This window comes from Advenella faeciporci (genome assembly GCF_014652395.1).
Lineage (GTDB): Bacteria > Pseudomonadota > Gammaproteobacteria > Burkholderiales > Burkholderiaceae_B > Advenella > Advenella faeciporci.
In genome coordinates this window covers 68,173-88,907 of the sequence record NZ_BMYS01000004.1, presented here as the reverse complement: position 1 = coordinate 88,907, position 20,735 = coordinate 68,173, and the positions used below count along the sequence as shown (strand labels likewise).

Below are 20,735 nucleotides of genomic sequence, written 5' to 3'. Positions count from 1 at the left end.
GAATAACATTATTTAATTAAACTTTTGGTTTACTCATTTTCTTTCTGCCATGTGGTAATCAGGCGGAAGTTGTTTTCAATATAGAAGTTGTCTGAGGCCGCCAGCAGGCGGTTTGATTTGTCAAAATAAACGCGGGTAATACGTAAAGCAAGGCAATCTGGTTTAAGTTGCAGCGCCTGTATGCCTTGATGAGGCATAAGACATGCTCCTACTTCCTGGTGAACTTTCACGATTTCCTGACTGAATTCCGTTTTTAAAAGCTCAAAAACACTGGGGTGGTTACCTTTAAGCCGGTTTTTAAGGCTTTTGAAAGCGGGATTCAGGTAAATGTGTGAATAGGAAATCAGCAAATCATTCTTGACCAGTTTGCGATAGGCGTGTAAACGGACCAGTTTTTCGTTAAGCGGTACAAGCAGCTGCTGCGCTATGTCCTGATCGGCCAGTATGGTTTCATGGGCAAAGGGTTCAATGCGGGTTTGGGCGGTATACAGCATTAAGTCATTCATGGAACCAAAGGTTGAAACATAGACCGATTGGTTTTGTATGGGGGTTGCCGAATTGACAACCGTCCCGGTACTGGGAGACCGGGTAATCATTCCTTTTTCAGCCAGACGACGGGTTGCTTCACGAACCGTATGCCGGCTGACGCCATAAATAATGCTTAATTGTTCTTCGGTTGGCAAATAGCTGCCTACCGGATATTTGCCTGATTCAATATCCGTGAGCAAGGTTTGATGCAACCATGCATAACGGGGCATCCGTTTGTTGCCGGATTCCCTGGGGATGGGTTTTTTCAGGGGAACAGATTTTTGTTGCATGGCCGGGTTCGTGAATGTCTGGATGAAAGATCATAATTCATATTTAATATACGTACAATTATAAATTATTAAAGTAATTGATTTAATTGAATTTAATTGATAAATATTTATAATGTACGTACAAAACGAAGTAAATATATTAATGCCTGTGCACATAAATTTATATAGGGACAAACATGGTTTTTGAATTAACCGGATACGAAACAATAACAACCGAACTGCGTCATGAGCACGTCCTGGTCGTCACCCTTAACAGACCGTCTGCCGGCAACTCGCTGAATACGCAAATGGGTCATGATTTACTGGATTTATGGAACCGTCTGACGGCCGATGCCGGTCCGGTTCGCTGCGTTATTCTGACGGGGGCACAGGAAAAAATATTTTGTGCTGGCGGCGATTTAAAAGAGCGCAATGGCATGACCCGTGAACAATGGCAAAAGCAGCATGAACTGTTTGAACGGATGTACTGGACGCTGGTTGATTTGCCGGTTCCCGTGATTGCGGCTGTTAACGGACATGCTTACGGGGGCGGTTTTGAAATGGCGTTAAGTTGCGATTTTATTTATGTTGGCAGCCATGTCCGGTTTGCCTTGCCCGAGGTTGGCCTGGGCATCATGCCAGGGGCAGGCGGCACACAAAACCTGCCGCGCGCGATTGGTGAGCGGCGTGCCAAGGAAATTCTCATGACGGGTAAACCGTTTACGGCAGAACAGGCGCTGGAATGGGGCCTGGTGAATAAAGTTTGCGAACCCGCTGCTGTTTTTGACGCCGCACTGGAAACGGCAACGGTGATTGCCGGTAATGCCCCGCTTTCGGTGAAACAAATCAAAAAATCCGTGCGCTATGGCGGCCAAATGGAATTGCGTACCGCTTATCGCTTTGAAGTTGAAGCTTATAACCATCTGGTTGAAACCGAGGATCGTTATGAGGGTGTGCTTGCCTTCAATGAAAAACGCAAGCCGGTCTTCAAAGGCAAATAAGCATAATTTTATTCAGGATAAGAAAAATGAGTAGTCTGACGCAGGATATTGTCCATTTTATTAACCAGTTTGATCAATATCCGGTTGATCCGGAGGCGTATCGCCTGGCCAAAATTGGCATCATGGACAGCATGGCTTGCATGTTTGCCGGCAGTGAAGAGCCGGTGGTGCAAATTCTGGCCAGGCATTTTGGCCAGCGGGCAGGCAATGGCCAAACTGATGTGGCGGTGCCTTTTCTTAAACAAAAACACTTGCCACTGGAACAGGCGGCTTGCCTGTGGGCAACCGCAGCGCATGCCCTTGATTACGACGATGTAGCCATGTCGGCGCATCCCAGCACGGTACTGATGCCGGTTGTGATGACGGGCGGTATTCATCTGTCGGCGTCTGGACAAGCGGTTTTAAATGCCTATATTTTGGGGTATGAGGTGTGGGCCGAACTGTTTACCCGTGAAAAAGACCCCTACCATATCAAGGGGTGGCACCCGACCACCATTTTCGGCACCGTGGCAGGGGCAGCCGCCTATGCGTATTTAAGCCGTTTGCCCCAGGAATTAATCGCCAATGCCTTGGGAATTGCTGCCAGTATGGCCAGTGGGCTGGTGGCCAATTTCGGTACGATGACCAAACCCCTGCATGCAGGACGTGCAGCCAGCATGGCCATAGAGGCAGTAGAACTGGCCCGCGCCGGCATTACCGCCTGTCCGGATATTTTCGAGCATCGGGCCGGTTTTCTGAAAGCCACCTCGCTGGCCGGCAATGTGGATACCCAAACACCCGCCACATTGGGTCAAACCTGGCGGCTGGTGCAGCAGGGATTGAATATCAAGCAATATCCGGTTTGTTATTCCGGTCACAGGGTGATAGACGGCACCTTGGCCATTATCAATAAAGAAAATTTTAATCTTGAAGAAATTACGTCCATTGTCGCCACCATTGGCCAGCCGCAGGCATCCATGCTAAGGAACCCATGCCCTGAAACAGGGCTTGAAGCCAAGTTCAGTCTTGAATTTGATATTGCCTGCGCATTGCTGGTTCGTAAAGTGGGGTTGGCAGAGCTTAGTGATGATTTTGTCAAAAGAGCCGATCTGCAATCTCTCTATCCGAAGATACGCATCGCAATTACCGATGAGCTTGATCCGGCAGATACCGCTTTCGCCTTGCACGACCGGGTTGTTATTGAATTGAAGGATGGCCGTGTATTTGATTCGGGTAATATCCGTTACCCGATAGGGCATGCCAATTTACCACTTGATGCCGAAACACTGAAAGCCAAATTCATGGATTGCCTGCAGATCTGGCAAAACCATACGGGCATTGCCGGCAAGGCCCAGCCCTTGTTTAAGGCGTTGTCCGGGCTGGAGCAGCAGGATAATATTCGCGTCACCCTGGACGTGATTTTTGCCTGAATATGACATGACCGACCTCCTGTCTGTTATGTCCGGACAGTTTGTTAATGATGAAGAGAATATGACTATGCTTGCTTCAGAACCCTGCGGTCCGCTTAAAGGTATCCGTATTATTGATTTGACATCGGTGGTGATGGGGCCATTTGCCACGCAGATTCTGGCCGATCTGGGGGCTGATGTGATCAAGGTTGAGTCGCCCGCCGGGGATACCACCCGGAATATGGGCTATCGGCAGCATAAAGGCATGGGCTCCAATTTCCTGCACTTGAATCGTAACAAGCGTTCGGTCGTGCTGGATCTTAAAACGCCAGAAGGCCGTGAGGCCTGTCTGGCCCTTGCCAAAACCGCTGATGTTTTTTTATACAATGTGCGCCCGCAGGCAATGGCGCGTCTGGGACTGTCTTATGAGGCGGTAAAGGCTGTCAATCCGCAGATTGTATATGCGGGTGCCTACGGATTCAGTGATAACGGTCCTTATGCCGGCAGACCGGCCTACGATGATCTTATCCAGGGCATGACGGGCATTCCGGCCCTGTACAGCCAGCATACGGGCTTGCCACCCCGTTATGTACCCCTGACCATGGCAGACCGCATTGTGGGCCTGCAGGCGGGTATTGCCTGCCTGGCAGGCGTACTGGAAAGCCGGCAATCCGGGCAGGGGCAATCGATTGAAATTCCCATGTTCGAAACCATGGCGCAGTTTGTCCTGAATGACCATCTTGGCGGTGCCACGTTTGAACCCCCCAAAGGCGAAATGGGTTATTCCCGTCTGCTGGTGGAACCACGAAAACCGTATCAGGCTGCTGACGGTTATGTTTGCGTGATTGTGCATACCAATAAGCACTGGCAGCGCTTTCTGGACCTGGTGGGCCGACCCGATTTGCTGGTGCCAGGTTCAGTATTTGAGTCGGTGGAATCCCGGGCCCGGCATGTGAACCAGGTATATGGTTTTCTGGCCGATATGATTTTGGGTAATACCGTTGCCTATTGGGTTGAAACCCTGGCGGCGGTAGATATCCCGGTAGCACCCTTGAATCAGGTGGAAGACTTGCTGGAGGATCCTCATTTGCAGGCGACGGGACAGATTGTGAAAATGGTGCATCCCACCGAAGGTCATTTGCGTACGGTGGCGCCAGTGGGTAATTATTCACGAACCCCGCCCGGTATTTACCGGCATGCACCCAATCTGGGTGAACATACGGAAGAAATTTTGCGTGAAGTGGGGTTTATGCCCGAATCTAGCCCGCCTCGCGAAACGTAAAATTCAATCGCACGCTACCCAGCAATGGGTGCGGTTTGTCTTTTAGCGGCAAAATGCCATGGTAACGTAGCCGGTCGGGGCCACCCCAAACCACGACATCGCCGTGTAACAGTGGAATGCGCCGGGCTTTGTCGGTACGTTTCAGGCCGCCAAACAAAAATACGGCAGGCATGCCCAATGAAACGGAAACGATGGGGGCGCTGAAGTCGCGTTCATCCTTGTCCTGATGTAAAGAAAGCCTTGAACCGGGTAGATAGCGGTTGACCAGGCAGGCATCGGGCTGGAAACGGGGAAAACCGGCTACTGCCGCTGCTTCGCTGGCCAGTTTCATGAATATGTCGGGCATGACTGGCCAAGCTTTGCCGCTAAGGGGATCAGTTTGAGAATAGCGATAACCTGATTCATCACTGCTCCAGCCAAAACGGCCACAGTTGGTAAGGGCAACCGACATGGTGAAGCCCCCCGGCGTGGTCATATGGCGAAAAGGGGAGATTTGTTCCAATATTTGTATGGCATTCAGCAATTCGGGCGCGTATGCCAGTGCGTATCCCCTTAGCACCCAGGCGGCGGGGCCGATCTGTTCATGTTCACCCGTGGTTTCGTTGGCAAAAAGGTCATACATCATGGCGGCTTGGTCATCAAGGTGGATGATTTCAATTCTATCTTAATCATTGGTCATACTAAGGTTAACCTGGCATGCTATTTGGATTGTCTAAAAATTCGGTCTGATTTGCGGTTAAAATTGTTGTCTTTAAACGGAGAACGATTGCATGAGTCAGAAAATCAGAGTGGGTATTGCCGGTTATGGCAATTTGGGCCGGGGTACGGAGCTTGCCATTGCAAAAACACCCGATATGGAATTGGTGGCGGTGTTTACACGCCGTGACCCGGAAAGTGTTTCATTGGTTAATCAAAACGTGCCGGTTTACAAGCTGGACGATATTGCCCAATTCCAGGACAAAATAGACGTACTGGTATTGTGTGGTGGTTCAAAAAGCGATTTGCCCGAGCAGGGACCGGCTCTTTCTGCCTTGTTCAACACGGTTGACAGTTTTGACACGCATGCCAAAATTCCCGAGTATTTTGAAGCAGTGAACAATTCGGCCGAACTGGCTGGCAAGACTTCCCTGATCGCGATTGGCTGGGATCCGGGCCTGTTTTCGATTAACCGTCTGTTTGGCGAAGCCATTTTGCCAGAAGGCGCCACTTATACGTTCTGGGGCAAGGGCTTAAGCCAGGGGCACTCTGATGCCATTCGCCGCCTGCCAGGCGTTAAAGCCGGTGTGCAATACACCATTCCGGTGGAAGAGGCCATGAACAAGGTACGCAGCGGTACCATGCCTGTACTAAGCACCCGTGAAAAGCACAAGCGTGATTGCTATGTGGTGTTGGCCGAAGGCGCCAGTGCCGGCGAAGTGGAACAGTCTATCGTGACCATGCCCGATTATTTTGCCGATTACGATACTACGGTTACGTTTATTACTGAAGAAGAACTCAAGCGTGACCATGCCGCCATGCCGCATGGCGGGTTTGTGATTCGCAGTGGTAAAACTGGTGCGGGCACTAACCAGGTCATGGAATATTCATTGGCGCTGGATAGCAATCCTGAATTTACCTCCAGCGTGCTGGTTGCCTATGCCCGTGCCGCTTACAGGCTGAACCAGATGGGGCAGACCGGTGCGAAAACAGCGTTTGACGTGCCACCAGGTTTGCTGTCGCCCAAGAGCGCGGCAGAATTGCGTAAAGAACTGCTGTAAATGATTCGTTACCACGCAGGAGCGTGGGTGATCACTAAGTTCTAAAAACAGGCTGTATATACGGCATCCTGTTTAAAGCCACTGTCGCAAGCTGTATGTGACAGTGGCTTTTTTATGCGTGTTCTATCAAGATAGATTGGCCCTTAGAACAATCACCATTGAGCCATTGCCAGCTTTCAATGAGTTTTAGTTTGCCATTCTGTTCTGTGAGTATAGTGCTATGGCATTGGCCTGCACGTATGTCATCATTCAGGTTTACATGATGATAGAACATGGTAAATGTATTATCGCCCGTCATTACACCAATCAGGTGTCCTTTTTTAATAATACCCCCTGAATAAACGGCTTCTATTTGCTTGCCATCCTGTTTATAGTTAAAAACGGTTTCGCCAGATACCTCTCCATTTGCTGTATTTTCTGCATTTATAAATTTTTTATTATTTAAAATATTTGCCATTATCTATCCTGGTTTAATTTGAAATTAATTTCAGTTTATACGATTTTTTTAATTAAGCCTGGACGGTAATCAGGTTGCGCACCGTTCTGGCTGCATCCAGCACTTCACCGGCGGTCATGCCGACAGGGCCAATGCCCTGTGATACCAGATAATCGGCAGCGGCACCATGCAGCCATACCGCCCCGGCAATGGCCTGTTCAGGTGTGATACCCTGCGCCAGGCAGGCGCCAATCATACCCGCGAGGACATCTCCGGTGCCAGCCGTGGACAGGCCCGGGTTGCCGGTATGATTAACCGTGATTTCCCCTTTGGGACTGCAGATAACCGTTTGATAGCCTTTCAGGACGGTCCAGGCGGTATGTTTTCCTGAAATTTCTCGTGCTGCCTGATTCCGGTCTTTCTGGATATCGGCGGTGGTGCAGCCCAGCAGCCGGGCCGCTTCACTCGGGTGAGGCGTCAGGACCAGTGGGGCCTTGTCATGGGAAAGCGCAAAGGCGTGTTCAGACAAAAGCGTAAGGGCATCGGCATCCAGCACAATGGCTGCATAGGGGTAACGGTTGAAGAGGGTCGCCAGGCAATTTTGCGCCAGGGGTGTCAGGCCCATGCCGCAACCGGCCACCCATGCGCCAATATCTTCTTTGCCCAGCAGTTTTCCTGCCGTGTTGAGCATGAGTTCGGGCTGCACGGTATCGACTTCCAGCGGTTGGCTGTCCTGGGTAAAGCCAACATGAACCCGTCCCGTACCCTGTTTCAGGGCGGCCCGTGCCGCCAGCAGGGCAGCACCCACCATGTTTTTGCCACCGGCCAGAATACCCAGGGTGCCAAAAGTGCCTTTGTGGCTGTCCAGGGGGCGGGGCTGGCACAGTTCCGGAAAATGCTGTCGGGCGAAGCGGGTATATTCATTAATCATTTAAAGTTTCAAATTTTTTATGATGATGTGTTTATGCGGAAGGCGCTGCAGAAAAAACCACATAGCTCCAGTGAATTTCATTACGGCCCAGCGTGTCACCTTTGTGAACACTGTGGTGCAGCAGGTGCAGGCCATGTGCCTTGCCCAGTTCAATCACCTCTTCATCGGGAATATCAAACATATGTCGGTCGGCGGGCACCGGGCCATGACGCAGGGACAGTGACATGACACCACCGGGCAGCAGCAGGTTTTTGCAAACGCGCATGGCGGTTTCCCTTTCTTCTGGCGTCAGGTGCATCCATACCGCGGTTAGCAGCAGCAGATCATATTTTTTGTGGCTGGCGACAATTTTATGCAAATGTGGCAGGTTGTCGTCAATCCAGTTGATTTGTTCATTGGCATGCAGTTGCTGGCCGTGTTCACGCATGCCTGCGGTGGGTTCAACGGCATCCACAAAATGGCCTGCCCGTGCCAAGGCGGCGGCATCGCGGCCGGTACCGGCGCCAATATCCAGAATGCTGGCCAGTTTGTTGTGGATGGGATAATAATGCCTGACGGGCTTGTGGACTTTTTCAAACGTGACGCTTTCGTAGTCTTTGGCAAATTTCTCTGGCTTTTGGGCGTAACCGCGTGTTCCTGGAACAGATGACATGATGTTTATGTAATATGAAGGATATTGAAAAGATGGAATAATCATAGCGCAATCAGGGACTGCTGGAAACGTTGGTATTCAATCCGCAGTCAGGCAAGCAAGTCAATCATCAGGAAAAAAGCATGGAAAAAGCAGACACGATTGTGTCCATCAGGGATCTGGACAAAACGTATAAAAACGGTTTCAGCGCGCTTAAAAGGGTCAGTCTTGATATCCGGCGCGGAGAAATCCTTGCCTTGCTGGGTCCGAATGGCGCCGGTAAAACCACGATGATCGGTATTGTGACCGGTTTGCTTAATGCAACCGGCGGTACGGTAACCGTTGATGGCATGGATATTGTCCGGGATGCCAGGAAGATACGCCCCAGGATTGGCCTGGTACCCCAGGAACTGTATACCGATGCCTTTGAAACCGTCTGGGCCACAGTCAGTTTCAGCCGGGGCCTGTTTGGCAAGCCGGCCAACCCGGCCCATATTGAAAAGGTCTTGCGCGATCTGTCTTTATGGGACAAACGCAACAATAAACTCTTGAGCCTTTCCGGCGGTATGAAGCGGCGGGTATTGATCGCCAAGGCCCTGTCCCATGAACCGGCCATTTTGTTTCTGGATGAACCCACCGCGGGGGTTGATGTGGAACTTCGCCATGATATGTGGCGTATGGTACGCCGTTTACGGGAAAACGGGGTAACTATCATCTTGACGACCCATTACATTGAGGAAGCTGAAGATATGGCTGACCGGATTGCCGTGATCAACCATGGTGAAATTGTGCTGGTGGAAGAAAAAGCAACCCTGATGCGCCAGCTGGGCAAAAAAGAGTTGCATGTGCAGCTGAGCATGCCGTTGATGTTTATTCCGCCAGAACTGGCGGAATTTCAGCTGAGCCTGGCCGATGAGGGAAAAACATTGGTTTATACCTATGATACCCGGCAGGAGCAGGGCGGTTCCGGTGGTATTGCGTTATTTCTGAAGCGGCTGGGCCAGTCGCAGATTGAGTTCTCCGACCTGAAATCAAAAGAAAGTTCGCTTGAGGAAATTTTTGTCAATCTGGTCAAGGAGCCAGCATGAATTGGTATGCCATCAAAGCTATTTATTTATTTGAAATGGCCCGGGCTTTCCGGACCCTGACGCAAAGCATTGCTTCGCCGGTATTGTCCACTTCCCTGTACTTTGTGGTGTTTGGTGCGGCTATTGGTTCGCGCATGGGGCAGGTGGACGGAGTCAGTTACGGAGCTTTTATCATACCGGGCCTGATCATGCTTTCCCTGCTTAGCGAGAGTATTTCCAACGCCTCTTTTGGCATTTACATGCCACGCTGGTCGGGAACCATTTATGAAATACTGTCGGCGCCGGTATCTTTTGTGGAAGTGGTTATTGGTTATGTGGGGGCGGCAACGACCAAATCGATAATGGTTGGCGCTTTGATTTTGCTAACGGCAAGATTGTTTGTGGATTATGAAATACAGCACCCCGTCTGGATGCTGCTGTTTCTGTTTCTGACGGCGGTCACGTTCAGCATGTTCGGCTTTATTATTGGCTTGTGGGCGGAAGGCTTTGAAAAACTGCAAATCATTCCGCTGATGGTGATTACACCGCTTACTTTTCTGGGTGGGGCGTTTTATTCCATTAATATGTTGCCCGAGTTCTGGCAGAAAGTCGCCCTGCTGAACCCGGTGGTGTATTTGATTAGCGGTTTTCGCTGGAGTTTTTATGGCGTGTCTGACGTCAATCACTATATCAGCCTGGGCATGATCGTGGTGTTCCTGTTTGTTTGCCTTGGTTTTATTGCCTGGCTGTTCAGGACCGGTTACAAGCTTAAGCAATAAACATTTTTCAGCTAATAAAAACAGCCCCTTAAATACTTGGAAAACCAAGATTCAAGGGGCTGTTTGCCAGGTTGAGGTCAGGCGCTTTTACCGGTATCGTCGGCCTGACTGCTGTTATCAGTATGGCCCGTTGCATTAGCGGGTTTTTCAGCAGGATTGTCATCGCTGGCAATATCTGGGTTTTCAGGGTCGCTGCCGGCGCCATTGCTGTTGTCGGTGTTGGGGGTATCGGTCGTCACCAGTTCCACTACTTTGGCCCGTGACATCATGCCAATGAATTCATCGTTTTCATCGGTAACCGCCACCGGCTGATCAGACTGCAGCATGTGGGTAAGCACGGCATCCAGACCGGTACTGGCCGGTACACTGATGATATCCTTGACCAGACTGGAAATGTCACGCAGCCCGCTTCTGACGGCCTGTTCGGCATCGCTAAAATGCAGGATACCGGCAATCAGATTACCATCAAGAACCGGCGCAAACTGGTAATCATACTGCTTCATTCTTTCCAGTGCCAGCAGGGGGCGGGTACGCATGGTAAGTGCCAAACGGGTTTTATTAACGGCATGACCGGCATTCAGGATCTTGCTGCGGTTTACATCCTGCAGGAATGCCTCGACATATTCGTTGTTGGGCGACAGCAGGATATCTTCGGGCGTACCTTCCTGAATCAGTTCACCGTCTTTTAAGATCGCAATCCGGTTACCCAGCCGCAATGCTTCATCCAGGTCGTGGGTAATGAATACGATGGTTTTGTTAAGGCGGGATTGCAGTTCCAGCAGCTGGTTTTGCATTTCCCGGCGAATCAGCGGGTCAAGGGCCGAAAAAGCCTCATCCATGAGCAAAATTTCAGCATCGGTGGCCAAGGCCCTGGCCAAGCCTACCCGTTGTTGCATACCGCCAGACAGCTGGCTGGGGTATTGGTTTTCAAAACCGGCCAGGCCAACCTGCTCAAGCCAGTAGCGGGCGGTTTCCTGTGCCTTGTCTTTGCCTATACCCTGGACATTCAGTCCGTAGGCGGCATTTTCCAATGTGGTTTTATGGGGCAGCAGGCCAAAGCGCTGGAACACCATGCTCATGGTTTTCTGGCGGAATTTTTCCAGTTCTTTTTTTCCCAGCGTGGTCACATCGGTGCCATCAACCAGGATCTGCCCTGCGGTGGGTTCGATAAGCCGGTTGAAGTGGCGGATTAACGTGGATTTGCCTGATCCTGACAAGCCCATGATGACATAGATGCTGCCTTCTTCAATGTTCAGCGAAATATCTTTCAGGCCCAGGGTATGTTTGCTTTTGGCCAGCAACTCTTCCTTGCTCATACCCTGTTTGACGGCATCAAGCCATTTTTCAGGGTGCTTGCCGAAGATCTTGTAAATATGTTTGACTTCGATTTTACTCATCGTGCACCCCTGATCTGTTTGCGTTTTCCATAAGACTGGGTAATCCGGTCAAACAGTACGGCAAGAATGACAATACCCAACCCTGCCAGCAGGCCGCGGCCCACTTCAAGGCGGTTAATTCCCAGCAATACTTCATAACCCAGGCCGCGCGCACCAATCATGGAGGCAATCACCACCATGGAAAGCGCCATCATGGTGGTTTGGTTAATACCTGCCATGATATTGGGCAGGGCCAGGGGAATTTGGACACCAAAAAGCTGCTGGGTACTGGAAGCACCAAAGGCGCGGGAGGCTTCAAGGACTTCCGCGTCAACCAGGCGGATGCCAAGGTCGGTTAATCGGATAACCGGTGGCACGGCATAAATGACGGTGGCAATAATGGCTGGTATTTTGCCCAGGCCAAACAGCATGACGACAGGGATCAGGTAGACGAAGCTGGGCATCGTTTGCATCACGTCCAGTACGGGTAGCATGACAGAGCGGAAACGGTCGAATTTGGACATGAGAATGCCCATGGGAATGCCAATAATAATGGAAAGACCGGTTGCCATGATCATGAGCGAAAGGGTTTGCATGCCGGCGTCCCAAAGCCCCATGGCACCCAGCAGAAAGAGCATGGCACCCATGCCAAAACTGAATGCAATGCGCCGGCTCATGCCATAGGCAAGAAGCATGGTGAGCATAATGATGCTCCACCAGGGTGCGTTGCGCAATAATTGTTCCAGCCATACCAGAGCGGCAAGAATGGGTTCGGACATGCTATTTAAGCCGTCGGCGTAATTCATGACCAGGTAATCGACAAAACCGTCAATGCTGTCACGCACACTGCGGGATGAAATGATTTCGGGAAACATATAAGATCCGTTTTTTAATTAATGATGGAGCTTGCTCCGGCCTTGTCCTGTACAGGAAAGGGCCGGAGCAAGCTCATGTTTTTATTGTTGTGACGGGTTTATATTACAGTGAAGCCTGGACACGTTTTGCGACGTCTTCAGGAACCCATTGGGTCCATGTGTTGGCATGGCTTTTCAGGATCCATGTGGCGATGTCACTGGCTTCATCACCGGTTTCTTCCATACGCGCCAAAGCGGCATCAAGGACGTCAACGGGCAGGGTTATTTTAGTTAGAAACTCGGCCAGTTTAGGAGCCTGTTTGGAAAATTCAACGTTAATGCCAGTATAAACAGGTGTGGTTGGATAGGCAGAAGGTTGTGGATTTTCACAATCGATGGCAGTTAAACAGGCAAATGTTTTTTCATCGTGTTCGGGCAGTTCAAGTTCTACCAGCTCAAGTGAGCCAACCAGTGGTGTTGGATACCAGTAGTAAAAGGCGATATCCTGTTTGCGCTTGTAGGCCGACATGAGGGCGGCTTTTTGTGCTGCGCCGGTGCCGGGTGAATACATGTTGAAATCGTCTTGCAGCTTGAGGGCTTTATGCAGGTTATTGGTGACCACTTCGCAGCTCCAGCCGGCCGGGCAGCCAAAGATACGGCCTTTGGATGGATCTTCGGGGTCTTTGAATTTGTCTTTGTATTTCAGCAGGTCGGCAGGGGTTTTGATGTCAGGGTATTTTTCTGCCGTGTATTTGGGTATGTACCAGGCTTCACCGCCTGTGAAAAGTGAGCCGATGGCTTTGACTTTACCGGTGGCGACGGCTTTTTCCCAGGGGTCGCGTTCGCTGTTAAGCCAGATTTCGGGTTTGATGTCGAGATCGCCGCGTTCCAGTGCAGCGATGGCTGACAGTGTTTCTGTTGGCAGGATATCGGTTTTGCAACCATAACCTTTTTGCAGGATATAGCTTTCAAGTTCTGCCAGAATAAGATTGGATTCCCAGGTCATTCCACCAATATTGATGGGGCGGTTAACTTCACATTGAGGGGTGTCAGCAGCCTGGGCAGATTGGGCCAGGCCCAGGGTAGCCATGGAAAAAATGGTTGCCGAGATGAGTTTAGTAGGTTTAAGCATGGCGCTAAGCCTCCTTAAGTTTCGCAGGTTACTGAAAAATAACTGTGCTTGCCAAAGAGGGTGTGCGGAAAACGGCGCTGCCGTCGATACATACCAACATTAATTGAAGGGTGAAATAAATTTACCCATTGACAGGTTAAATCATGTTTATTACATGATGAACACAATTTGAATATATAAATTTTTGTTAAGACTTCTAGTTTAACAAAAATAATCATATTTATCAAGTATTTCCATTTTATTTGTTTTATTTAATTTGTAAATAAATAATTGTTTAATGTTTAAAATTATTTTGTTTTACGGTTTTTTTTAACAAAAAGGTGATGTTTTTTATGTTGGGATGTTTTTTTGTTGGTTTTTATAATGGTTTATCAGTTGCTGTTGTGGGTGGCACCGTTTATGCCAGCCAAATGAAATGAAGGCTTGATTCGTGTCTGGCAATTTGTAGCAGGATTGGTCTTAACAAAATGCCAAATTAAGCTATGATTAGGTTCAGGAGGAAGAGAAGGGCCAGGTTCATGGTTTTCTCAACGAAACAGACGCCAAATAAATTTTTATGGATACAGACAATAAAATTCTTTTCTTTGGAGATACGCATGGCGGCTTTGATCATTGCGCTGATATTGTCAGGCAAATCAGGCCGCAGGCCATTGTGTTTCTGGGAGATATACAAACACCGTATCCGTTTCATGAGCAATTGGCCGATATTATCAATCTGACTGAAGTTTGGTGGATTCACGGCAATCACGATACCGATACCGAACAGCAATACGACAACCTGTTTCTGTCCGAATTGAAACACCGTAATTTAAGCGGCCGGGTGTGTGAGGTGGCGGGTGTGCGGATTGCCGGCCTGGGTGGTGTTTTTCGCGGAAAAATCTGGGATCCGGCCAAATCCGGCTGGAATTTTTATTCTCCCGAAGAGTTTATTGCCCGGGGCGGCTTTCGGGCCGGCTGGCGAAATGGCGTGAACTTGCGGCATCGTAGCACGATTTTTCCATCTGAGTACGAGGCTTTGTTAAAAGAAAATGCCGATGTGCTGGTGACCCATGAGGCGCCCTCGTGTAACCGTTTCGGCTTTCAGGTGCTGGATCACCTGGCCCGCCATTTGGGTGTACACACGCATTTTCATGGCCATCATCATGATAATTACGATTACAGCGCCCATTATGTGCGCATGGGTTTTTGCACCTATTCGGTGGGTTATCGGGGGGTCACGGCACTGGATGGCCGCATAATCCTGCCCGGTGAAATGGATGGCCTGCATGAAAACCGGGTGGCCAGGATAATGCACGGCAGTTAATCGCGGATAACGGTTTTGGTATTGTGTGAATGGATGGTGCCGGCAGATGGTAATTGTGTGATCAGGCAACTGTTTGGGGGCTGGATGGGATTTTCACCATACCTGTCTTGACATTACCATTATGAGAAGGTTTAAGATAGGCGTGTATTTTCAACCTTGTTTAAGCAATAGGAACCTACCATGGAAAAAGAATTGGAGTTTAAGGTGGATGGCATGACTTGCGGCAATTGTGTTGCGCATGTCAAGAAAGCCCTGGAGGAAATAAATGGTGTAGAGGCTGCACAGGTCAGTCTTGAAGAAAAAAAGGTGAAAGTCAGCACCAATGGCCAGGTCAGCCCGGCACAAATCAGGCAAGCCATTGAAGACGCCGGCTATGATGTGGTTTGAAAGCGATAATCCATTACCATGATATGACACGCCCTGGTGCAGGGGATTCTCCAGGTACCAAGGCGTTTTCAGTCCATAACAGCTTGTCTGGCATCATCGTTAAACCGGAAGACTAATCCCAGTAACGGCGATTGTCCCTGTATCGGCGGTTATTATCGTATGTGCGCCGGTAGTATCTGTCATCGCGATCGCGGCTACGGCGGTATGAGCGGTCATCATCCCGGTAAAGCTGGTTGCCAATCAGGCCCCCAAGGGCTGCACCACCCACAGTAACAAAAGGATCCCCTTCGGAAACAACGGCACCCGCCAAACCACCCAATGCTGCACCACCCACAGTGGCGGTTGTGCGTTGGTTACCGTTGTAGCCATAACGGTCATATCCGGCACATCCGGTAATAGCCAGGCTGAACAGGCCAATCAGGATAATGCGGCTTTGGCTTTTGATGTTCATCACTCACTCCTTGCAATGTAAAACCATGTCAAGCTCATCATCTCAAATGCAAGGAGGTTGGGTTGTTATTGTAAGCAACAGATGTTTCTATAGTTGGCTATTAGGCCTTTTGGAAACCTGTTGAAAAAACAAGCATGGCCAGGGTGTGGCCAATTAGGCAGATTATTCCGTTTCCATGGGAAATTGCATGAACAGTGCTTTTCCCATGGAAGGATTGAGGTGGCTGTCCAGGAATCCCTCTTCTTCGTATAGATGACGTGCCACCGTGTTGCCTTCAAGGACTTCGAGGGTGATTTTGCAGCAACCCAGGTTTTTGGCCAGTTGTTTGACCCGGCCAAGCATGAGTTTGCCAATACCCTGGCCACGGTAGGGCCTTAATACCGCAAAATCGTGGATATTAAGAAGGGGCTTGCAGGCAAAAGTAGAGAAACCTTCCATGCATAAGGCTATCCCGACTGGCTGTTGCTGGCGGAAGGCCAGAATCGTGTAGATGTTGCTGCGTTTTTTCAGGGAGGCAATCAGGTTTTTCTGTACATGGGCTGATAACTCCTGCCCACCACCTGCGGGGTCGGAAGCGTAATCATTCAAGACAGTTAATATTGCCGCAGCATGAGCAGGGTTTTCCAAATCGGCAATAATGAGGTCGATCATGAGTATTCCTTACTTTTATTTAATCTGGGTGTATTTCAAATCGATATAGCCAACGGGGTGACGCAGTATTCCACTGATGTTTTCTTTTTGCAGATAAATTTGATTATAGAAAAAAAGCGGGAAAATGGGCATATCGTCAAACAGTATCTTTTCAGCCTGTAAAAGCAGGTTCCAGCGTTTTTGGGCATCCGGTTCGGTGTTGGCCTGGCCAACCAGCCTGTCGTATTCAGGGTTTGTCCAACCGGTACGGTTCATGGACGAGTTGCCCAGGAAACTTTCCAGCGAGTTGTAAGGGTCGGCATAATCATTAACGAAAGAACTGCGTGAAAATTGCAGTTCAAGCCCGCGTTGCTTGGCATAAAAAACCTTGCTTTCAATGCTTTGCAGCTGGATATCCACCCCCAGGATTTCCCGGTACATGTTTTGCATGGCTTCGGCAATTTTCCGGTCGCCGGGATTGTTGATATAGCTAAGCGTTACCGTGGGCAAGGTGCTGTAGTTTTCATCGGCCATACCCTTGGCAAGGTGCTGTTTGGCGGCTTCCGGGCTGGTGCTTAGCAAATGGCCGTTTTCTTCACGGAAATCTTTGCCATTGGGGCCGGTAAAACCGGGCGCCACAAAACCGTAAGCGGCCTGGCGTCCCTGCTTGGTGACATATTTCACAATGTCTTCCTGGTTGATGGCCAAGGCAAACGCCTTGCGGATATCCGCATTCTGGAAAGGAGGCATTCGGGTATTGAAACGGAAGAAATAACCACCTGCCTGCGGTACATTCCTGAAGTCTTTATGGTCTTTGACTTTATCATACAGGGCAGACGGCAGGGGCGAGGGAGTCAGATCAAGTTCGCCGGTGCGATACATCTGATACGAGGTGTTCGGGTCATTGACCATGGCAAAATCCACGGCATCAATTTGCACACTGCCGGCATCCCAGTAATGCGGGTTCTTTTCAAAACGCATGCTTTGCGCATGCTCCCAGTTTTTTAATAAAAAAGGCCCATTGCTGACATAAGTGTTGGCTTCGGCATGCCATTTGGGGTTGGATTTGGCCACTTTCTGGTTAAGCGGTGCAAAGTTGGGATTGGTAATGACATTAAGGAATGACACGTTGGGCGCTTCCAGCGTGATTTCCAGGGTGTGCTCATCCAGTGCCTTGATGCCCAGATCCTGGCCTTTGCCTTCGTTGAAGGCTTTGGCGCCGGCAATGGGGTAAGCCAGAAAAGCGGCCGGCGAGGCCGTTTCCGGAGCCAGCATGTGTGTCCATCCATAGACAAAGTCATGGGCAGTTAACGGGTCGCCATTGGACCACTTGGCGTTGGCACGCAGCTTGAAGGTGTAGGTTTTGCCATCTTCGGAAATCAGCCAGCTTTCGGCGGCGGCCGGGGCAGCCAGATGCTGCCCATCCAGCCTGACCAGGCCCTCAACCAGGTTGTTGAGGGGTTCCCATGAAATCAGGTTGAAACCGGCGGCTGGATGCAGCGAGGTGGGCTCTTCGGTGTTGTTCAGGCGCAGCACTTTTTCAGCCAAAGCGGGACCAGACAGGGTGGTCGCCAAAACGGTTACAAGACAGGCAGCCAACAGTTTTTGTTTCATGGAGAATATCCTTCGGTAAGCAGTTGCATGATTGCCTGTTTTACAGGCAGGCGGATAAATTACTACGGGTGCGTAAGTCTTGCAACCAGCACAGGCTTTGTTGAGTGTGACTGATTGTAGTGAGTTTGGGAGGTACTTTGTTGCAAATAACCAGGGCCTTGGGACATCGCTGGTAAAAACTGCAGGCCGGTGGCGGTGAAAACAGATCGGGTGGCTGCCCTGGAATCGGACGCAGGCTTTCGCGCGCCATATCCAGTCTCGGGACAGATTGCAGCAAACCCTGGGTGTAAGGGTGTTGCGGATGATAGAAAATATCCCGTTGGGAGCCCGATTCCACACACTGCCCGGCATACATGACGGCTACCTGGCTGGCAATTTGTGCCACCACCCCCAGGTCATGGGTGATCAGGATGATGGAAATGCCGGTGGCGGCCTGGATATGGCTGAACAGGTCCAGGATTTGTGCCTGTATGGTTACATCCAGGGCCGTGGTAGGTTCATCGGCAATCAGCAGTTCCGGTTCACACATCAGGGCAATGGCAATGACCACGCGCTGGCGCATGCCTCCCGACAATTGGTGCGGATACTGGCCCAACCTTTCCTGTGGATTGGCAATACCCACCAGGGAAAGCATTTTTTCGGCTTTTTGTCTGGCAATATCAGGCGTCAGGTTTTGATGCCTGATAACGCCTTCGGTTAATTGTTCCCCAATGGTCAGGGTGGGGTTCAGTGCTGTCATCGGGTCCTGGAAAATCATGGCAATCCGGTTGCCCTGCAGCTGGCGCATGGCCTTTGCATCCAGATCCAGCAGGTTTTGTCCCTTAAACAGGATTTCACCCTGGGTAATCCTGGCGGAGTGCTTTGGCAACAGCCCCATGATGGCATTGCAGGTAACCGATTTGCCGCAGCCCGACTCACCTACAATGGCCAGGGTTTCACCGGGTCGCACGGTGAGCGACAGGTCACGTACGGCATGAATCTGTCCGCCATGGGTGCGGAACTGGATTGAAAGATGTCGAATTTCAAGCAAGGCAGGTGTATTCATCGCTATTTCTTCAGTTTTGGGTCCAGGGCATCTTGCAGGCCATCACCCAGCACATTGAAGGCAAACATGGTAAGGGAGATGAACAGGGCCGGGAAAAACAATTGCCACCAGTCACCCGACAAAATAACGGGCAAGGCATCATTGGTCATGACACCCCAGCTGGCGTGGGGGGCCTGGATGCCCAATCCCAGGAAGCTCAGGAAAGCTTCCGCAAAAATCGCGCTGGGTACGGTCAGGGTCATTTGCACAATAATGGGACCCATGGTGTTGGGCAGCAGGTTTTTGCGGATAATACGGCCGGTGCTGGCACCGAAGGTTTGTGAGGCCGTGACAAATTCAAGGTTTTTAAGTTGCAGGACCTGACCGCGCACGATCCTTGCCATGCTGATCCAGCCGGTAATGGTCAGGGCAATGATAATGGTGAACAGGCTGGGTTTCATGACAACCATTAAAAGGATAACCATCAGCAAATAGGGCAGGCCATACAGGATCTCGACAATACGCATCATGACGGTATCGGTTTTGCCGCCTTTCAGGCCGCTATATCCACCGTATGCCACCCCAATGACAAAATCAATCAGTGCAGCCATGAATCCGACAAACAGTGAAATCCGGGCACCTTGCCAGGTGCGGGTGAAGACATCGCGACCCAGGTCATCGGTGCCAAACCAGTGCATGGCCGAAGGCGGGAGGTTCTGGTTTCTCAGGTCTTGGGCAGCGGCCGAATACGGGGAAAACAAGGGGGCAAAAATGGCCATGCTGACCAGGGCCAGCAAAAACACCAGCCCGAGCATGGCCAGTTTATTGCGCAGCAGGCGTTGCCAGGCATCTTGCCAGTAGGAAACGTAAGGGCGCTCAATGGTTACGTGGATATCACCCGCGTTCCTGACGACCGGTTGCAGCCATTCGGGCGGAAAATCGCCTTGCTCGTGTTGCTTCATGCTTGCCCCTCTTGATGGTTAAGTCGTATGCGGGGGTCTAGCAGGCAATACGCCATATCGACCAAAAACAGCATGAAAACAAGAATGGCACTGTAGAAGACGGTGGTGCCCATGATGACGGGGTAGTCCCGGGTGCTGATGGAGTCGATGAAATAGCGCCCCATGCCCGGAATGGCAAAAATTTTTTCAATCACGAAAGTACCGGTCAGGATGGAGGCCATCAGGGTGCCCAGCAGGGTCACGACCGGCATGAGCGCATTGCGCAGGGCATGCCGGATAACCACCCGCATGGGTGACAGGCCTTTGGCACGGGCCATTTTGATGTAGTCTTGTGTAAGGGTTTCAAGCATGCTGGCGCGAATCAGCCGGGCAATGATGGCCATGGGGGCGGTCGCCAGGGCGGTTACCGGCAACACCATATGCATGGGCGTACGCCATGTGGCGGCCGGAAACCAGCCCAGATTGACGGCAAATTCCTGGATCAGCAGGGTGGACAGCACGAAATTGGGGATGGAAATGCCCAGTACGGCAATGCCCATGCACAGGTGGTCAATCAAGCCATTATGGTGTAAGGCCGCCATGACGCCCAGCACCAGGCCGGAAACCAGGGCAATGCCAATGGCCCACATCCCCAGCTCGAATGAAACCGGAAAACCGCGGCCAATCAATTCATTGACGGTGGTATCGGGACTGGAAATAGACGGCCCGAAGTTGAAGGTGGCAATGGATTTCAGGTAGCTGAAGTACTGTATGTACAGGGGCTGGTCAAGCTGGTGGAAGGCGCGCAGGTTCTCTTGCACGGCGACACTGGTTTGCCGGTCCTGTTCAAAGGGGGAGCCCGGAATCAGGTGCATCAGGATAAAGGTAAGTGAAGCGATCGTGAAAATCGTGCCAATCATGAGCAGGAATCGTTTGATGAGGTAGCTTTTCATG

General features: G+C 50.6%; 22 protein-coding genes. 8 read left to right on the top strand and 14 right to left on the bottom strand.

Annotation, left to right across the window (positions count from 1 at the left end; all coding sequences use genetic code 11):
- Nucleotides 1–29 precede the first annotated feature (29 nt).
- Nucleotides 30–818, bottom strand: coding sequence for a GntR family transcriptional regulator (locus tag IE074_RS04600; protein ID WP_189384266.1), 789 nt, complete (start codon nucleotides 816–818; stop codon nucleotides 30–32).
- Nucleotides 819–994: 176 nt separating this feature from the next.
- Between IE074_RS04600 and IE074_RS04595 the strand changes: the two genes are divergently transcribed.
- From IE074_RS04595 to IE074_RS04585, 3 genes are read left to right on the top strand one after another with little or no spacing between them, the layout of a single operon-like run.
- Nucleotides 995–1,798: an enoyl-CoA hydratase/isomerase family protein gene (locus IE074_RS04595; protein ID WP_189384265.1), complete on the top strand. Its 804-nt coding sequence runs from the start codon at nucleotides 995–997 to the stop codon at nucleotides 1,796–1,798.
- A 26-nt stretch (nucleotides 1,799–1,824) separates the two neighbouring features.
- Nucleotides 1,825–3,207: an MmgE/PrpD family protein gene (locus IE074_RS04590; RefSeq protein WP_189384264.1), complete on the top strand. Its 1,383-nt coding sequence runs from the start codon at nucleotides 1,825–1,827 to the stop codon at nucleotides 3,205–3,207.
- Nucleotides 3,208–3,214: 7 nt separating this feature from the next.
- Complete coding sequence (locus IE074_RS04585) at nucleotides 3,215–4,468, top strand: CaiB/BaiF CoA transferase family protein (RefSeq protein ID WP_308429746.1); 1,254 nt, start codon at nucleotides 3,215–3,217, stop codon at nucleotides 4,466–4,468.
- Here IE074_RS04585 and alkB read toward each other — a convergent pair.
- The gene (alkB, locus tag IE074_RS04580) at nucleotides 4,446–5,093 is read right to left on the bottom strand and encodes a DNA oxidative demethylase AlkB (protein WP_189384263.1); all 648 of its coding nucleotides are present in this window, start codon (nucleotides 5,091–5,093) and stop codon (nucleotides 4,446–4,448) included. The genes IE074_RS04585 and alkB overlap by 23 nt on opposite strands.
- Before the next feature lie 145 nt (nucleotides 5,094–5,238).
- Between alkB and IE074_RS04575 the strand changes: the two genes are divergently transcribed.
- On the top strand, nucleotides 5,239–6,225 hold the full coding sequence (locus IE074_RS04575; RefSeq protein WP_189384262.1) for a diaminopimelate dehydrogenase: 987 nt from the start codon (nucleotides 5,239–5,241) through the stop codon (nucleotides 6,223–6,225).
- Between the two features lie 112 nt (nucleotides 6,226–6,337).
- On the opposite strand, the gene IE074_RS04570 is transcribed toward IE074_RS04575, so the two are convergent.
- The 3 genes from IE074_RS04570 to IE074_RS04560 are packed head-to-tail and all read right to left on the bottom strand — an operon-like array spanning nucleotide 6,338 to nucleotide 8,244.
- Entirely contained in the window at nucleotides 6,338–6,682 is a 345-nt protein-coding gene (locus tag IE074_RS04570; protein WP_189384261.1) for an avidin-fold protein, read from the bottom strand.
- Nucleotides 6,683–6,734: 52 nt separating this feature from the next.
- Entirely contained in the window at nucleotides 6,735–7,592 is an 858-nt protein-coding gene (locus tag IE074_RS04565; protein WP_189384260.1) for an NAD(P)H-hydrate dehydratase, read from the bottom strand.
- Between the two features lie 31 nt (nucleotides 7,593–7,623).
- Complete coding sequence (locus IE074_RS04560; RefSeq protein ID WP_189384259.1) at nucleotides 7,624–8,244, bottom strand: class I SAM-dependent methyltransferase; 621 nt, start codon at nucleotides 8,242–8,244, stop codon at nucleotides 7,624–7,626.
- A gap of 122 nt (nucleotides 8,245–8,366) precedes the next feature.
- On the opposite strand from IE074_RS04560, the gene IE074_RS04555 reads away from it, so the two are divergent.
- Together IE074_RS04555 and IE074_RS04550 are read left to right on the top strand one after the other, a co-directional pair.
- Nucleotides 8,367–9,311, top strand: a complete 945-nt coding sequence (locus tag IE074_RS04555) for an ABC transporter ATP-binding protein (protein ID WP_189384258.1) — start codon at nucleotides 8,367–8,369, stop codon at nucleotides 9,309–9,311.
- Nucleotides 9,308–10,069 carry an ABC transporter permease gene (locus IE074_RS04550; RefSeq protein ID WP_189384257.1) on the top strand — a complete coding sequence of 254 codons (762 nt, stop codon included), beginning with the start codon at nucleotides 9,308–9,310 and terminating at the stop codon, nucleotides 10,067–10,069. The genes IE074_RS04555 and IE074_RS04550 overlap by 4 nt, the downstream gene beginning before the upstream one ends.
- 77 nt (nucleotides 10,070–10,146) lie before the next feature.
- On the opposite strand, the gene IE074_RS04545 is transcribed toward IE074_RS04550, so the two are convergent.
- From IE074_RS04545 to IE074_RS04535, 3 genes are all read right to left on the bottom strand, one after another.
- Nucleotides 10,147–11,466, bottom strand: coding sequence for a quaternary amine ABC transporter ATP-binding protein (locus IE074_RS04545; RefSeq protein WP_189384256.1), 1,320 nt, complete (start codon nucleotides 11,464–11,466; stop codon nucleotides 10,147–10,149).
- Nucleotides 11,463–12,320 (bottom strand): ABC transporter permease, encoded by an 858-nt coding sequence (locus tag IE074_RS04540; protein ID WP_189384255.1) that lies wholly within the window; start codon nucleotides 12,318–12,320, stop codon nucleotides 11,463–11,465. Before IE074_RS04540 ends, IE074_RS04545 begins: the two co-directional genes overlap by 4 nt.
- Before the next feature lie 103 nt (nucleotides 12,321–12,423).
- Nucleotides 12,424–13,431: a glycine betaine ABC transporter substrate-binding protein gene (locus IE074_RS04535; protein WP_373297765.1), complete on the bottom strand. Its 1,008-nt coding sequence runs from the start codon at nucleotides 13,429–13,431 to the stop codon at nucleotides 12,424–12,426.
- Between the two features lie 556 nt (nucleotides 13,432–13,987).
- On the opposite strand from IE074_RS04535, the gene IE074_RS04530 reads away from it, so the two are divergent.
- Both IE074_RS04530 and IE074_RS04525 read left to right on the top strand, forming a co-directional pair.
- Complete coding sequence (locus IE074_RS04530; RefSeq protein ID WP_189384254.1) at nucleotides 13,988–14,734, top strand: metallophosphoesterase family protein; 747 nt, start codon at nucleotides 13,988–13,990, stop codon at nucleotides 14,732–14,734.
- 180 nt (nucleotides 14,735–14,914) lie between these two features.
- Nucleotides 14,915–15,121 carry a heavy-metal-associated domain-containing protein gene (locus IE074_RS04525; protein ID WP_189384253.1) on the top strand — a complete coding sequence of 69 codons (207 nt, stop codon included), beginning with the start codon at nucleotides 14,915–14,917 and terminating at the stop codon, nucleotides 15,119–15,121.
- Nucleotides 15,122–15,233: 112 nt separating this feature from the next.
- Here the strand turns inward: IE074_RS04525 and IE074_RS04520 are convergent, their stop codons facing one another.
- From IE074_RS04520 to IE074_RS04495, 6 genes are all read right to left on the bottom strand, one after another.
- The gene (locus IE074_RS04520; RefSeq protein ID WP_189384252.1) at nucleotides 15,234–15,572 is read right to left on the bottom strand and encodes a YMGG-like glycine zipper-containing protein; all 339 of its coding nucleotides are present in this window, start codon (nucleotides 15,570–15,572) and stop codon (nucleotides 15,234–15,236) included.
- 162 nt (nucleotides 15,573–15,734) lie between these two features.
- Nucleotides 15,735–16,223, bottom strand: coding sequence for a GNAT family N-acetyltransferase (locus tag IE074_RS04515; RefSeq protein WP_189384251.1), 489 nt, complete (start codon nucleotides 16,221–16,223; stop codon nucleotides 15,735–15,737).
- Between the two features lie 15 nt (nucleotides 16,224–16,238).
- Nucleotides 16,239–17,816 carry a peptide ABC transporter substrate-binding protein gene (locus tag IE074_RS04510; RefSeq protein ID WP_189384250.1) on the bottom strand — a complete coding sequence of 526 codons (1,578 nt, stop codon included), beginning with the start codon at nucleotides 17,814–17,816 and terminating at the stop codon, nucleotides 16,239–16,241.
- A gap of 40 nt (nucleotides 17,817–17,856) precedes the next feature.
- Nucleotides 17,857–18,861, bottom strand: a complete 1,005-nt coding sequence (locus IE074_RS04505; protein ID WP_189384249.1) for an ABC transporter ATP-binding protein — start codon at nucleotides 18,859–18,861, stop codon at nucleotides 17,857–17,859.
- A 2-nt stretch (nucleotides 18,862–18,863) separates the two neighbouring features.
- A complete protein-coding gene (locus tag IE074_RS04500; protein ID WP_189384248.1) occupies nucleotides 18,864–19,802 on the bottom strand; it encodes an ABC transporter permease in 939 nt (312 codons plus the stop codon).
- Nucleotides 19,799–20,734: an ABC transporter permease gene (locus IE074_RS04495; protein WP_189384247.1), complete on the bottom strand. Its 936-nt coding sequence runs from the start codon at nucleotides 20,732–20,734 to the stop codon at nucleotides 19,799–19,801. Before IE074_RS04495 ends, IE074_RS04500 begins: the two co-directional genes overlap by 4 nt.
- Between the last annotated feature and the right edge of the window lies 1 nt (nucleotide 20,735).